Origin of the sequence: Chryseobacterium sp. OSA05B (genome assembly GCF_019970065.1) — a bacterium.
Taxonomy (GTDB): domain Bacteria; phylum Bacteroidota; class Bacteroidia; order Flavobacteriales; family Weeksellaceae; genus Chryseobacterium.
Map to the genome: position 1 here is coordinate 1,311,389 of NZ_JAHXYH010000001.1, position 12,936 is coordinate 1,324,324.

The 12,936-nt window shown below is 38.0% G+C and carries 15 protein-coding genes; 14 read left to right on the top strand and 1 reads right to left on the bottom strand.

From position 1 onward, the window contains the following. Positions 1–4 precede the first annotated feature (4 nt). The 9 genes from LC419_RS05965 to LC419_RS06005 all read left to right on the top strand — a co-directional run bounded on the left by LC419_RS05965 (position 5) and on the right by LC419_RS06005 (position 6,897). Positions 5–520, top strand: a complete 516-nt coding sequence (locus LC419_RS05965) for a DinB family protein (protein ID WP_223606494.1) — start codon at positions 5–7, stop codon at positions 518–520. A 40-nt stretch (positions 521–560) separates the two neighbouring features. After that, complete coding sequence (locus LC419_RS05970) at positions 561–1,121, top strand: hypothetical protein (protein ID WP_223606495.1); 561 nt, start codon at positions 561–563, stop codon at positions 1,119–1,121. 88 nt (positions 1,122–1,209) lie between these two features. Next, entirely contained in the window at positions 1,210–1,626 is a 417-nt protein-coding gene (gene arr, locus LC419_RS05975; RefSeq protein ID WP_223606496.1) for an NAD(+)--rifampin ADP-ribosyltransferase, read from the top strand. Positions 1,627–1,642: 16 nt separating this feature from the next. Then, on the top strand, positions 1,643–2,137 hold the full coding sequence (locus LC419_RS05980) for a tetratricopeptide repeat protein (protein WP_223606497.1): 495 nt from the start codon (positions 1,643–1,645) through the stop codon (positions 2,135–2,137). Positions 2,138–2,219: 82 nt separating this feature from the next. Continuing rightward, positions 2,220–2,975 (top strand): SDR family oxidoreductase, encoded by a 756-nt coding sequence (locus LC419_RS05985; protein ID WP_223606498.1) that lies wholly within the window; start codon positions 2,220–2,222, stop codon positions 2,973–2,975. 62 nt (positions 2,976–3,037) lie between these two features. Beyond that, complete coding sequence (locus tag LC419_RS05990) at positions 3,038–3,388, top strand: YciI family protein (RefSeq protein WP_062162365.1); 351 nt, start codon at positions 3,038–3,040, stop codon at positions 3,386–3,388. Between the two features lie 14 nt (positions 3,389–3,402). After that, positions 3,403–4,653: an RNA polymerase sigma factor gene (locus LC419_RS05995; RefSeq protein ID WP_223606499.1), complete on the top strand. Its 1,251-nt coding sequence runs from the start codon at positions 3,403–3,405 to the stop codon at positions 4,651–4,653. A 171-nt stretch (positions 4,654–4,824) separates the two neighbouring features. Continuing rightward, entirely contained in the window at positions 4,825–5,583 is a 759-nt protein-coding gene (locus tag LC419_RS06000; RefSeq protein ID WP_223606500.1) for a hypothetical protein, read from the top strand. Positions 5,584–5,652: 69 nt separating this feature from the next. Further along, on the top strand, positions 5,653–6,897 hold the full coding sequence (locus tag LC419_RS06005; RefSeq protein ID WP_223606501.1) for a hypothetical protein: 1,245 nt from the start codon (positions 5,653–5,655) through the stop codon (positions 6,895–6,897). 61 nt (positions 6,898–6,958) lie between these two features. On the opposite strand, the gene LC419_RS06010 is transcribed toward LC419_RS06005, so the two are convergent. After that, the gene (locus LC419_RS06010) at positions 6,959–8,503 is read right to left on the bottom strand and encodes a T9SS type A sorting domain-containing protein (protein ID WP_223606502.1); all 1,545 of its coding nucleotides are present in this window, start codon (positions 8,501–8,503) and stop codon (positions 6,959–6,961) included. 189 nt (positions 8,504–8,692) lie between these two features. Between LC419_RS06010 and LC419_RS06015 the strand changes: the two genes are divergently transcribed. From LC419_RS06015 to LC419_RS06035, 5 genes are all read left to right on the top strand, one after another. Then, a complete protein-coding gene (locus tag LC419_RS06015; RefSeq protein WP_223606503.1) occupies positions 8,693–9,472 on the top strand; it encodes an alpha/beta fold hydrolase in 780 nt (259 codons plus the stop codon). A gap of 33 nt (positions 9,473–9,505) precedes the next feature. Beyond that, complete coding sequence (locus LC419_RS06020; protein WP_223606504.1) at positions 9,506–10,165, top strand: DUF4272 domain-containing protein; 660 nt, start codon at positions 9,506–9,508, stop codon at positions 10,163–10,165. Between the two features lie 158 nt (positions 10,166–10,323). Continuing rightward, positions 10,324–11,073 carry a hypothetical protein gene (locus LC419_RS06025; protein ID WP_223606505.1) on the top strand — a complete coding sequence of 250 codons (750 nt, stop codon included), beginning with the start codon at positions 10,324–10,326 and terminating at the stop codon, positions 11,071–11,073. 65 nt (positions 11,074–11,138) lie between these two features. Next, positions 11,139–12,158, top strand: a complete 1,020-nt coding sequence (locus LC419_RS06030; RefSeq protein ID WP_223606507.1) for a sensor histidine kinase — start codon at positions 11,139–11,141, stop codon at positions 12,156–12,158. An 8-nt stretch (positions 12,159–12,166) separates the two neighbouring features. Continuing rightward, on the top strand, positions 12,167–12,934 hold the full coding sequence (locus LC419_RS06035) for a LytTR family DNA-binding domain-containing protein (protein ID WP_223606508.1): 768 nt from the start codon (positions 12,167–12,169) through the stop codon (positions 12,932–12,934). Positions 12,935–12,936 lie beyond the last annotated feature (2 nt).

Below are 12,936 nucleotides of genomic sequence, written 5' to 3' on the forward strand. Positions count from 1 at the left end.
CATCATGAATTTAAAAACATTAATCAATCACAGTGTTCAGTACAATAATTGGGTAGTCAATAAGTACATTGACTGGCTATCAACCAAGTCCGATGAACAGCTTAATCAGGAAGTTATTTCAAGCTTTCCGACGATCTTAACCACCTTACACCACATTTGGCAGACGCAGCAATACTGGTGGGGTTATATTGCAGAAAACGGTGATTTCGATTTTGCTGAAATTTCTGCTGCCAACACTAAGGAAGAGATTTTCAACGGGATCAAAAACAATTCTCACAAGCTGGTAGATTACGTGGAAAGTTTATCCGAAGAAGATTTAACGAAAAACGTAAAAATTGAATCTCCGTGGTTTCAGTGTGACTTTTCCAAGTATGAGTATATTCAGCATGTGATTGTTCACGGAGCTTATCACAGGGGACAGATCGTAACGATGGGCCGAAACGTCGGGATCACAGATGCACCTATGACGGATTATAATTTCTGGAATGTCTATAAAAGTTCGGAAGTAGAGCAAAATTAAGAAACTAAAGAGGCTTAAAACTTAACTTAGCAATTCATTAATGATAAAAAAAATATTTATACTTTCGGCCGTCTATGCATTTTTAATTACAGCCGTCACTTTGACCCTATCACAAAAAGGGGACGGTTACCTGATTGCAATTGTTATTCTAAGCCTCATTTTTGCCTTTTTGGTGATTCGTATCATTTATAAAAAAAACATTTCCGGGTTTAAAAAAGAAAATAATAAGATAAATTATACTCAGTCAGGGACTCAAAATTTAAATAAAATTTCAACACAACCATTTCTGTTCGGACTTGAGAAGAATATCATTTCCGATCAGGAATTTTATTTTGATCATGAGCATTTTTACGCCGTTAACAGCCATCAGCAGACGGCAAAATTTAATTTAAAGGATATCAGCGAAATCAGTAAGACCTCCATTCAAATTAATAACAGCCGGATCTGGCAGGTGAAAATTAATAATAATGGCGAAGAAATTGTCTTCAAATTCGCGCATAACTACACTATCTGGAATAAAAATTTTCTTGAATTTTACCGCAAGATTGAAAAGCTAAATCCTTCTGCCATACAATCAAAATGGAGCATTTGGACGATGTAAAAATCAATCTTCCCATGATGTATCCGTAGTTTTTTTTAGATGATCCAAAAAATAAAAGTCATTCCTACTTTCTAAAAAACATGATATTATGAGCTCTAGTCCTATTCACGAAACTCCTATCTATTACCACGGCACCAAAGCGGATCTCAAAACCGGTGACCTCATCGAAATTGGGTTCAGTTCCAACTATGGTACAAAAAGAAAAGCGAAATATATTTACCTTTCGGCTACGCTGGAAGCGGCAACATGGGGTGCAGAGCTGGCTTTCGGGGATGGAAAAGAAAGAATCTATATCGTAGAACCAACGGGTCCTATTGAAGATGATCCCAATTTAACAGACAAAAAATTTCCGGGAAATCCTACAAAGTCTTACCGTTCTCTACACCCGTTTAAGGTAGTTGGGGAAGTTACAGACTGGCAGGGCCATTCACCGGAGCAGCTGAAAACGATGAAAGATCATCTTGAAAAACTGAAACAGCAAGGCATTGAAGCTATTGAGGACTAAAAAAACAACTGAAAAGATGACAGAATCTGAACTTTGGGAAAAGGAATTAAAAACCATATGGGATCGTTTGGGAACCATTTCCAACGGTGAATTTATTGATCAGATACAAAAACATACGGACAAAATCTCTGGTGATCAGCCTAATGCCCTTGCAGATTTCGAAAGGGCCTGCGCATACGACTCAACCGGCTTTGAAAAAAATGCGGAGCCGCTTTACAGATCTGCTTTAGAAGCCGGTCTCACCGGATTACGGCGAAGAAGAGCCCGGATTCAACTGGCAAGCACGCTGCGGAATAATGGCAAAATCCAGGAAAGCATCGAGATTCTGAGGGAAGAAAAGGAAAACTATTCTGATGAACTGGATGATGCCGTACATGCTTTTCTGGCGCTTTCACTTTCATCGCTCGGTAATGATAAAGAAGCATTGTCTTTGGTTTTGGAATCGCTATCGAAACATTTACCCAGATACAATAAATCTGTACTGAATTATTCCCGGGAACTTACCCGATAAAAAATCTTTAATCTTTTTTTTAAAAATTGTCCAATATTCAGAATTCAATTGTCATTAAGGTATAACATAAAATTTATACACAATGAAAATTACAGTAATCGGCGGTACAGGTCTTATCGGAAGTAAACTTGTCAATAGTCTTCGTCATTTAGGGCATGATGTTTTAGCCGCATCACCAAACTCAGGAGTGAATACCCTTACAGGAGAAGGTCTGGACAAAGCACTGGAAAATGTTGACGTTGTAGTAGACGTAGCCAATTCCCCATCTTTTGCAGATGACGATGTTATGAATTTCTTTAAAACATCAGGTGAAAATTTAATGACGGCAGAGAAAAAAGCAGGAGTAAAACATCACATAGCCTTATCTGTAGTTGGAACAGAGAGATTACAGGACAGTGGTTACTTCAGGGCAAAACAGGTACAGGAAGACATTATTAAAAATTCGGGAATTCCTTACAGCATTGTTCATTCGACTCAGTTTTTTGAATTTGTTGGTGGAATTGTTCATTCAAGTACGGTGAATAATCAAATCCTTGTTTCTCCGGCTCTGATCCAGCCTATTGCATCAGACGATGTGGTAAAAGAAATGACAGCAGTCACCATCGGCGGGCCAAAGAATACCACAGTAGAAATTGGCGGGCCTGACAAGATCAAATTAGCAGATCTTGTCAAAAAATACACCACCATTATGAAAAATTCTGATGAAGTTCTTTCAAATCCTGATGCTACTTATTTTGGAGCACCATTGAATGATTCCACTTTGATACCCCACGCTGATGCGTGGCTGGGAGAAATTCGTTACGACGAATGGATTTCAAATCCTGCCAATCAACGGTAAAAATCACCCTTTTTATATTACATTTATACAAGTCAAATATATTTTATTTTAAATTTAATATCATGAATGAATTTTTGATTGCGATACACAGAGATATTATTAATAAAGACGCTTCTCCTTCTCCGGAGCAGATGCAGGCTGCCATTCAACCGTTCCAGGATTGGCTGGGAGGAATTGCGGCACAAAATAAACTGGTTGCTCCTCCAAAGAGATGGGATCTGGGAGGAAGAGTCGTAAAGAATGATACTGTTACTAACGGGCCTTATGCAGAAATTAAAGAATCAATTGGTGGGATGTTCATCATCAGGGCCAATGATTATGACGAAGCAGTAGAAATAGCAAAAGGCTGCCCTATTCTTCAGTGGGGGGCAAGCGTAGAAGTAAGAATGGCCATTCCTCCTGCAACTGAATAACCTCACTAAAGCAAATGGGCGAACAGTCATTACTCCCCAACTTATTCCGAACAGAGTACAGGAAAATTGTTTCCGTACTCTGTTCTACATTTGGTATCGATCATATCGAAATTGCCGAGGATATTGTGAGTGATACTTTCCTCACTGCCACAGAATCCTGGAGTATCAGCGGAACTCCCGAAAACCCGACAGCATGGCTTTATACGGTGGCTAAAAATAAGTCTAAGAATTATTTTAAACGGGATTCCCTGTTTTATCAAAAAATTTCAACTGAAATAAAATATTCTTATTCTGAATATGAAGAATTTGAAATCGACCTTTCTCAGAAAAACATTGTAGACAGTCAGCTTGCTATGATGTTTACGGTTTGTAATCCTTCTATTTCCAAAGATTCTCAAATATCTTTAGCCCTAAATTTACTCTGTGGTTTCGGAACTCAGGAAATTGCCGATGCATTTCTCATCAGTAAAGAGGTCGTCTACAAAAGACTGCAACGTGCCAAGGAAAAATTAAAGAAACAAAAGATAAAAATAGAACAACCTTCCGTACTCCAGATCAATACAAATTTAGATACGGTGCTTACCACTTTGTATCTCTTATTTTCAGAAGGCTATTATTCCACTTCCACCAATACAGTTCTCAGACAGGATTTATGCTACGAAGCCATTCGTCTTACTTCAACTCTCACCGAAAATAAAGCGACCAATACACCTACTGCCAATGCTTTACTGTCATTGATGTATTTTCACTCTTCAAGATTTAATGCAAGATTCAACGAGCAAGGAGAAAGTATTTTGTATGAGGATCAGGATGATACACTTTGGAATAACGACCTGATTGAAGAAGGAATTAAGCACCTGAATCAGAGTGCATCAGGCCATTTCTTGACCAAGTTTCATCTGGAAGCCGCTATCGCATACTGGCATACCAGAAAAAGGGATACTGATGAAAAGTGGGAAAACATTCTTCAGTTATACAATCAGCTTTTACAGATTGAATATTCTCCTATCGCTGCGCTCAACCGTACTTTTGCCTTTGCGAAAGTGAGAGGAAAATCTTCAGCCATTCCTGAAGCTGAAAAGCTGAATCTTCCGGACAATCCTTTTTATTACTCACTCCTTGGACATCTTTACCAGGAAATTGATTACCTGAAATCAAAACAAAATTTTGAAGAAGCATTACGCCTTTCGAATTCCAACCCAGTATCCCACACTTTAAAAAAGTACATTCGTATACTTGAGGAAAAAATTAATACCAGTAAATAAGTATTTATCGAATGATTAAAAATGATGAGCAATAGTAACTTCCAACCTCCCGCTTCCAGCTTCCAGCACTGAATCAAGATTAAATTAATCCATACCAAAGCTAACCCCATTCTATTTCTTTTCGTAATTTAACACTCCGGAAAAAATTCCGTCACACCAAAATATCACATTATGAGAACTTCTGGTTATATCAAGTTGAAGCTTTCTATCCTGCTCTGCTGCTTATACTTCCTGTTCAATTCCTGTTCAGGACCGCAACCGGCATCAAAGATTACAGACATTTCTGATCTGAAAGCGGAGATCAGCATTTACCAAAAGCTTACTGATGAGAATGACAACAGTATTTCTGTAGTCCTCCGTGATAAGAACGGTAAAATGTTTGGCAGTGACTCTGTGGGTATATGGGTGAATGGCAAAAAAGCAGAATACAAAATTGTACAGCAGCTATATTACAACAAAAACCATCTGTACCATGCTGAAAAAATAGCCCCGGAACATAATCAATACGATCTTCAAATTCAACTGGCCAACGGTAAAAAGTTTTTTCTGGGCAGAGTTCCTTCCCTGAAATTAAGCAGTGCCAGAAATATTATTTATGAAGAAGAAAACTCTTTGAACAAGGATTTTTCTATTCACTGGTCCGGCCTTCATGATGTCAATATGCTTTACTTATCTAAAAGTGTTAAAGTAGAGACCAAAGAGAAAAATAATATCGAAACGTTTATGCAACAGCCGGGAGATACCATCAGGATCGGTCCGGCAGGAAATTACACGCTAAAAAAAGAAGAATTCTTCAAACCTGGTGAAACGTTGGATATCCTTGGGTTTGAATTCACCGCTGAAAAAACCGGAACCGTCAATCCGCAGCTGTTAAAAGGAAGCAGCATCATGATCAGTGGAAACCATGACGAGCATGCGAACTTCAAATAAAAAGAAACTTTATTTTTAAGACAGGATATTCCGTACAGAATATCTCAAACTTTATTTTAATCATCAATTATGCAAAACACTACAATCCAGGAAGAATGGTTCTCAAAAGGAGAACGATATGCTACAGAAATTAATGAAATGGTTGATTTCGGTGAAAAGAACGGCTGGGAAAACTGGAAAGGCGAAGAACCTGAAGACAAGAGATCAAATCTTGCGGAAAGCGTTTTCAACCTGCTTAAAACAGCCAATCAGAACGGAGATGTTGAAAACTTCAGAGCGAGTTTTCCTCCAGCTCACACTCCCATCATTCCTTTACTGGAAAACAGGTCACAAAGTATTGAACAGCTTCATTTTATTTCCGGTGAAAAGATCGTTTTCATGACCGGAACTTCTTATGAAAAAAGACAGGCTTATTTGTTGGATCATGGCCAGGTGACTCAACTTGACGAGAATATTCAGGCCATCGGAAAATCTAAACAGGATGATATTTTTGCCATTGCGACTCCCGGTAAAATATCTTTGTATAAAGGCTGGGAAGGAGAACTCATCAATGAATTCGAATTGGCCCAAACCGCAGAACTGGGAATTACAGAACTGATTCCGTTCAATGACGGAAGTAAAGTTCTTCTGGTCACATCATTCGGAATCTACCTGATCTCGCCAAAAGAAGAAAAACTAATTCATCCCCTCAATGAAGATGACGAGGAAGAATGGACCCCGGACATTGATATGGAAAATGCCACCCTTTCCAATGACAATTCTTACATTGTGGTGGGAGATCAAAGCTATGATCACAGGATTTTAGATCCGGAAGGCAATACTTTGGGTTCAATCGGGGCCCAGTCCTCATATCCGCATTTTTGTCTGTTTGCTAAAGATGACAGTCAGCTGATCACGAATTCCTGTCATTTCTACAACGGGATCACCATAGGCATCAATTCCGATCAGTATGTAGGGGCTGATATCGAAGCGTATACTGAAAGTGATGATTATACCATTATCGACGAAGAAATGAGAGTATATGCAGGTACAGCTACAAAAGAGTACTACATTCTGGGCGATGCTTACGGATACATCAAAGCATTTGACAAAGAGGGAAATCGTTTATGGAGATATTTCTTAGGTTCCACGATCTCAGGAATCACTCTTTCGGACGATGAAAAAACACTTTGGGTGGCTGCCCATTCCGGGGTTTTACACCAATTAAAACTGGAAAAAGGCAAAAGAGATACTCACACCATCGGCAACGGAAATCATTATGAAGAGTTCAGGCTGCTGATCTGGAAAGACGAGCCACAGATCTGGAAATGGTAAAATTTTAAAAAACAAAGAAGACTTCCGTACAAACAGAAGTCTTCTTTTTTATTAATTTTTTTTAATCCTTTCTTAATTTCACGGAATGCTTATCTCCTTTTTTAGTTTCAATCTGAATGATATAATTTCCTTTTTCCAAATGTTGAACATCTATCCGGTCATTGAATTTTGAAGATCCGGTCTGAGCTATTTTACCTGAAAGATCATAAATTTTGAAATTAAAAGCATCATTTCCATACTTCCTGTTTTGGATGGTCACCGTATTTCCTGCTGGATTGGGATACAGTGTAAACAGATTAGTCTGATCTTTATCCGGTACAGAATCCGTCCCTAAATACGTAGAATCTATAAACTTACATAAATATGACTTATCACCGGTGGTTACACTTCCTCCGCTGTAGGCAAGAATAAGTGAGCCATTATTGGCATTAAATAATTTATTAATATAATCGGCCCTGATTCCTTCAACGGGAGGTGGAAGTGTGGTCATGAATATCTGAAATCCACTGCTTGAAGCTGTATAATCTATACTTCCATTGGCATTAAATCTTGTCACAAATAACTGTTCATTGATATTGGGTCCGCCGCTGAAGAAATTCGTTACACTTCCTATGGCCACTATTTTTGAATTTGGAAGCACTGTTATCTGACTCAATCTAAGACGAGGTGCGGCTACAAAGAAATAATTAGAAGTCCTGCCATTATTGGCAAAACTTGAAATAACAGCTCCATTCGAAATTTGAGTTTTGGATAAAAAGAAAACATCAGATGAAGATGCAGACTGATGCAGACATAAGATGGAATTGTCTGAATAGTTATACTCAAAACTTTTAATGACTGTTCCCTGAGTATTCGGTATGAATACCATTCCGTTATTTCCAAATGTTGAATCATACGTACCATCCGGTAACCTTCTTTCTATATAGGATTCGGTAAGATTTGTCAATGTATTCAAGCGGGATCCGGCCATGACCAGTTTACCGTCATTCTGAATATAAAACTTATTCGATGTGAAAGAAGGTAATGCTAATTTTCCATTGGTTCCGAAACCTGTGTCAATCATTCCGCTGGAATTTACTTTTGTCAGATAGTACCCATTATTAGAGGCGTAAAGGTAGCTATTGCCATCAGAATCAACAACCATATCGTATACGGAACCATTCTGTCCTACTGACTGCGTTGTAAAACCATTGGTTCCAAAACTGGTATCTAAAGTGCCGTCCAGATTAATTCTTGTCACAAACAAATCATATAAACTATGGGTAGGTGTAGCATTGACCCTTCCATAAATAAGTATTTTGTTATTGTGTAAAACAATTCTTTTGATTAATTCACTTTTATCGGATGCATTAGCCCCCATATTATGGTTTTTCGTGCCAAAAGCAGGATCCGGCATTCCATTTTGTTTTACCTTTCTAATACTGATGGAACCCGTTGAAGTGGCCGTAATAAATTGCCCATCGGAGAGCATTACAGCATCTGAAGTAGAATAAAAAGTATCATAATTAGAATAGCCACCTGTTCCAAATGCAGGATCTAAAGCCATATTTTGTGCATTAAAAAAATGCAATAAAATCGAAAATAGTAAGAAATAGATTTTTTTCATTGATAGAGTTCTTTGAATTTCTGAAAAGTCTGCAAATATACAAACCTTTACCTACCTAAACATCAGATCTCTATTTTAATAAAGCTTCATTCCCCTATTATACAGAGAAATCCATTCTCTTTCTATGGGCTTTTTGTAAATTAGCTTTTTAATCACAAACTTGCCATACAGCAAAACAATATATTAATCATGGAAAAATACGCACAATCGTCAGACGGACAGAAAATTCATTATAAAGAAAGCGGACAGGGAAATCCTACTCTCCTATTCGTACACGGATGGCTCGGCAATGCAGAATGGTGGAACAGCCAGGAGGAATATTTCAAAAATACCTATCGTATTGTACAAATGAGTCTTGCCGGTCACGGCTTATCTGATAAATCGCGAAAAGAATGGTCAAGTGAATTGTATGCAGCTGATATCAAGGCAGTAGCTGAAGATATCGGTTCATCCGAAATTATTCTTGTAGGACATTCCATGTCGGGAGCTTATGTTCTGGAGGCTTCTTTACAAATCCCTCAGGTTAAAGGTCTTATTCTGATAGACACCATAAAAGATCTTGATGAAGCCTTTACAGATGAACAGGCTGAGCAATATATGTTTGTACACTATCGCAATGATTTTAAAAATGCGGTTGAACATATTCTCCCTCAATATCTTTTTGCGGAAAATACCCCTTCTGAGGTAAGAGAAAGACTGCAGAATGAGTTCCTTCAAAACACATCGGAAGCAGCCATCTATCTCCTCAGACCTTTGTATAAAAAAGATTTCAGGGAAATCGCTTCAAAAGTTCAGGTTCCGGTGAGGGCCATCAATTCAGATAACTTCCCTACACATCTTGAGAATAACAGAAAGTATCTAAAGGATTATAACTACGTTGAAATCGCCGGAACCGGTCATTATCCGATGCTGGAAAATCCGGAAAAGTTTAATCAATTGCTTGAACAGATGATCAAAGAACTTATCTGATTTATTCACATCCATCCTTTTATCATACTCAATATGTTTACAAACGAACAAGGTCTTTCGAGAAAAGAAAGAACTGAGGAAATCCTCAAAAGAGAGGGTATTAAAATAAATTTTAACCTTCCCCATATAGAAACAGAAGAGGAAACCACCCTGAGAACTTCTGAAGAAGTAGCCCGAAGACTGACGGTTCTTGCTGTCACCAATCTTATTGCTTTTGATTCCATCGGGCCGGAAGAGGCCATTGATTATCTTAAAGAATATGATCTCTGGGACTTTGTCACTCCGGACGAAAAGGATTTTTTAAATGATTCCACAGAACATAAAAAATCTCAGGAAAGCTGGAAATGTGAATGTATCTGGGTTTTATTCTGGGCCTTAAAAATAGTTGACACCCTTCCCTTTCCCAATGAATTATGCGATCTGAATGATATTCCGGCAGAACATTATCCGGTGGGCGGCGACCTCGATCCTAATGATTTCATCAATGGACCGTATGAAGTTCGTTCAAAATCCGAAATCCTTGATGCGGCTGATTTGTACTACAGATACGACTGGGCCTGTGTAGATGCCCGTTTGAATAATCTGGAAATGGAAACCATCCATCCGGGCATTGTGTATGAAAGACATTATGCATTAAACTGGCTGATCACTTATATGGATCAGGATTGGGATGATGTTTCATGTGATACTTAATCTGTGTAAGAAGAACTTCCCTGTCACTATCCTGTTTTTAATACACAATTCATTCCCAAAATTCCTTTATTCAAAGGAATTTTTCCTTGGCTTATTACTTTTGGCTTGAGGAGCAATCAATATCTGAATAGTTTTGTCTTATACAATATAACAACACTATGAATAAAGAATTGATTTTTCTAAGAGCGTTTGCTTTTGCAACAGTAATCGGAATGGTTTTCCTGACGACCTCAGCTTTTAAAACGAACGGTAATCAAAAATTCACGGAAATTGATGTCGAAAGAATCAATATCGTAGAAAAAGACGGAACGGTAAAAATGATCATTACCAATGTTGACAGGTTTCCCAACGGAAACGATAAAATCAATACCCGGCCGACCAATGAAAGCCGGAAAAAACGTTCAGGAATGCTGTTTTTTAATGAAGACGGTATTGAATGTGGTGGATTTATCTATGACGGGCAAAAAAAGGAAAACGGGCACAGCTCAGGCTTATCATTAACCTATGATCAATACGACGGAGATCAGGTGATGCAGCTTTTAACCCAGGATTATACAAAAGGGGGTAAACGGTTTGTATCCAGCAGTCTTGCTTTTAATGACCGTCCTTCAGAAGAATCACAAATTAAAACTTCCGAAATTATGAAGGAGCTTGAAGACCTCCGAAAAAAAGATCCTAAAGCCATGCAGCAAAAGTATGACGACTATGTAAAAAAGAATCTGATAGGAGGCGCTCCGAGAATTATGCTGGGGAAATCCAGAGGTGAAAATAACGGCCTCTTTTTATTTGATGACAAAGGAATGCCCAAAGCAATGTTCTATATTGATAAAGAAAATAATGCAAAACTTGATTTCTATAATGACAAAGGAGAAGTCACCGCATCATTCCCGGATCATAAGACAAAATAATTTGAGTCATCAATAGCCCTTTATGTTTTATAGGGCTATTTTTGTATCATCTGACCAGAATATCTATGAAAAATATTTTGAACGAAATTCGGCAAAACAGGTACTTTCTATTTTTTGTATTTCTGTTTGGCTATGCACAATCCATACAGATCAGGCTTCTGGTAAGGAAAACACTTGACTGGTATATCTTTACACCGGAAGCAGCAGTCCTGTCTTTTATAAGTGCCGGAATTCTGTTTTTTGTGATGCATTTCTTTATGAAACACTGGCAGAAATCAGATACTTTCAGTACAGGTGAAGCATTAAAAATATTCAGTACCTCAATGCTCGTCTATCTAGCCGTCATGAAGCTATTGGGACTGCTCATTGCACTGGCTTTTGACACTTTTGAAAGAAACTTCAATCAGGAAACACTGATGCTTTCGACCCTGCCAGAAATAATGGACACTTTTATCTATGGAAGTTTTTTTCTGGCTTTCTACTATTATCAAAAAAACAAAAAAAAGCAAAAACAGATCGATGAATATAATCAGGCATTCTCTGAAACAAAGATCAGCCAGCTCAAATCACAGCTTAATCCTCATTTTCTGTTCAATAACCTGAATGTTTTAGACCAGTTAATCAACGAAGATCAATACAAAGCCTCTGATTTCCTGAATGAATTTGCTGAAATATACCGGTATGTTCTTCAGGTTTCTGATAAAAGTTTAATCTCAATAAATGAAGAAATTTCTTTTGCAAAAAAATACTTCAACCTCATGCAGCACAAGTATGGCAATGCCTATCTGCTGGAAATTCAAAATCCGGACATCAAGGGCCATATCATACCGCTCACCCTGCAACTGCTTTTGGAAAATGCCATTCAGCACAATCTCGGAACAGAAAAAAATCCTGTTTTGATCACCATCTCTGCAGACAGCAGTCTTGTTGTATCAAATAATACTGTTATCAAAAGAAACACAAAATCCACATCCGGAAGGGCATTGAATAATCTGAGGCAGCAATATGCTCTGTTAGCCAGTAAACAGTTTGAAATCGTCCATACGGAAAATGAGTTTTCAGTAACTTTACCCATAATCCCATGACAAGAGAAATGATCAAAATTCTTATCATTGAAGATGAAATCCCGGCAAGAAAAAAACTCAGAAGATTTCTGGACGAGGTCAACGAATCCATTTCCGTGGAAGCAGAGGTAGATACGGTACAGGATGCTGTGAATTTTCTAAAAACCAATGTCCCTATTGACCTCATCCTGTGTGACATTGAACTTTTGGATGGAAATGCATTTGATATTTACCGTGAAGTACAGGTTTTATGCCCCATTATCTTCACAACTGCCTACGACCAGTTTTGGATGAATGCTTTTGAAAGCAACGGCATAGAATATCTTTTAAAACCTTTTTCATTAGAACGATTCCAGAAGGCCTGGGATAAATTTCTACTGCTCAGAAATAGTCACCCCACAGATCATTCTCTGCATTTAAAACTAGATCAGATCATTGGAAATGCAGCAGAAAAAAAATATAAAGGAAGGTTTTCCGTCAATACCACTCAGGGGATTTATTTCTTTGAGACCAAAGACATTCTGTTTTTTGAGGCTGACGAAGGCGTTGTCTTTGCTCTGGATAAAACAGGAAAAAAACATATGCTGAATGTATCTACCCTAAAGGAAATCGAAATACAGCTTGATCCGGTACAGTTTTTCAGAATCAATCGCAGTGAGCTGGTAAATAAAAAATTCATCGAAAGAATCGAACGATATTCTAAAAATTCATTAGCTTTAAAGATAGAGGGATATGACAGACATTTGATAACCAGCCAGAGCAATACCAGCCTCTTCCGGGAATGGATAGAAAAATAAAT

What these genes read in the sequence shown, in the direction of transcription:
- LC419_RS05965 (WP_223606494.1), top strand. Translation starts at nt 5, where the DNA reads ATGAATTTAAAAACATTAATCAATCACAGTGTTCAGTACAATAATTGG.
- LC419_RS05970 (WP_223606495.1), top strand. Translation starts at nt 561, where the DNA reads ATGATAAAAAAAATATTTATACTTTCGGCCGTCTATGCATTTTTAATT.
- arr (WP_223606496.1), top strand. Translation starts at nt 1,210, where the DNA reads ATGAGCTCTAGTCCTATTCACGAAACTCCTATCTATTACCACGGCACC.
- LC419_RS05980 (WP_223606497.1), top strand. Translation starts at nt 1,643, where the DNA reads ATGACAGAATCTGAACTTTGGGAAAAGGAATTAAAAACCATATGGGAT.
- LC419_RS05985 (WP_223606498.1), top strand. Translation starts at nt 2,220, where the DNA reads ATGAAAATTACAGTAATCGGCGGTACAGGTCTTATCGGAAGTAAACTT.
- LC419_RS05990 (WP_062162365.1), top strand. Translation starts at nt 3,038, where the DNA reads ATGAATGAATTTTTGATTGCGATACACAGAGATATTATTAATAAAGAC.
- LC419_RS05995 (WP_223606499.1), top strand. Translation starts at nt 3,403, where the DNA reads ATGGGCGAACAGTCATTACTCCCCAACTTATTCCGAACAGAGTACAGG.
- LC419_RS06000 (WP_223606500.1), top strand. Translation starts at nt 4,825, where the DNA reads ATGAGAACTTCTGGTTATATCAAGTTGAAGCTTTCTATCCTGCTCTGC.
- LC419_RS06005 (WP_223606501.1), top strand. Translation starts at nt 5,653, where the DNA reads ATGCAAAACACTACAATCCAGGAAGAATGGTTCTCAAAAGGAGAACGA.
- LC419_RS06010 (WP_223606502.1), bottom strand. Translation starts at nt 8,503, where the DNA reads ATGAAAAAAATCTATTTCTTACTATTTTCGATTTTATTGCATTTTTTT.
- LC419_RS06015 (WP_223606503.1), top strand. Translation starts at nt 8,693, where the DNA reads ATGGAAAAATACGCACAATCGTCAGACGGACAGAAAATTCATTATAAA.
- LC419_RS06020 (WP_223606504.1), top strand. Translation starts at nt 9,506, where the DNA reads ATGTTTACAAACGAACAAGGTCTTTCGAGAAAAGAAAGAACTGAGGAA.
- LC419_RS06025 (WP_223606505.1), top strand. Translation starts at nt 10,324, where the DNA reads ATGAATAAAGAATTGATTTTTCTAAGAGCGTTTGCTTTTGCAACAGTA.
- LC419_RS06030 (WP_223606507.1), top strand. Translation starts at nt 11,139, where the DNA reads ATGAAAAATATTTTGAACGAAATTCGGCAAAACAGGTACTTTCTATTT.
- LC419_RS06035 (WP_223606508.1), top strand. Translation starts at nt 12,167, where the DNA reads ATGATCAAAATTCTTATCATTGAAGATGAAATCCCGGCAAGAAAAAAA.